The sequence below is a fragment of the Variovorax sp. Soil_C_26 genome (genome assembly GCF_057657075.1).
In genome coordinates, this window is sequence record NZ_JBDGJC010000045.1 from 1 (window position 1) to 518 (window position 518).

The window sequence follows — 518 nt, forward strand, 5'->3', positions numbered from 1 at the left end:
GTGCCTCGTCCGTTCGACGGCTTCGTCGAGCACACCAAGCGCGTCTCACCCACCTGCCTGGTGCACTTCGAGCGCAATCGTTACAGCGTGCCCGCGTCGTATGCGAACCGACCGGTGAGCCTGCGGGTCTACGCAGACCGCCTGGTCGTGGCGGCCGAGGGGCAGCTCCTGTGCGAGCACACGCGGATCATCGACCGCCGTCACGACACGGCCGGCCAGACCGTCTACGACTGGCGCCACTACCTGGCGGTGCTGCAACGCAAGCCGGGGGCGTTGAGGAACGGCGCACCCTTTAGTGAGCTGCCGCAGGGCTTCAGACGATTGCAGGCCGTCCTGCTCAAGCAGCCGGGTGGCGACCGGGAGATGGTGGAGATCCTCGCACTCGTCCTTCACCACGACGAGCAGGCCGTGCTGGCCGCCGTCGAGCTGGCCCTGGAAGCCGGCGTAGCCAGCAAGACGCATGTGCTCAACGTCCTGCACCGGCTGCTGGACGGCAAGCCAGTGGCACCCGCACCCGT

Annotated in this window: 1 protein-coding gene; it reads left to right on the top strand. The window is 68.0% G+C overall.

The features are described 5' to 3' along the window. Window positions 1-518 (top strand): Mu transposase domain-containing protein (locus AC3A6G_RS27380; RefSeq protein WP_487875098.1); only part of this gene is annotated, 518 nt, incomplete at both ends.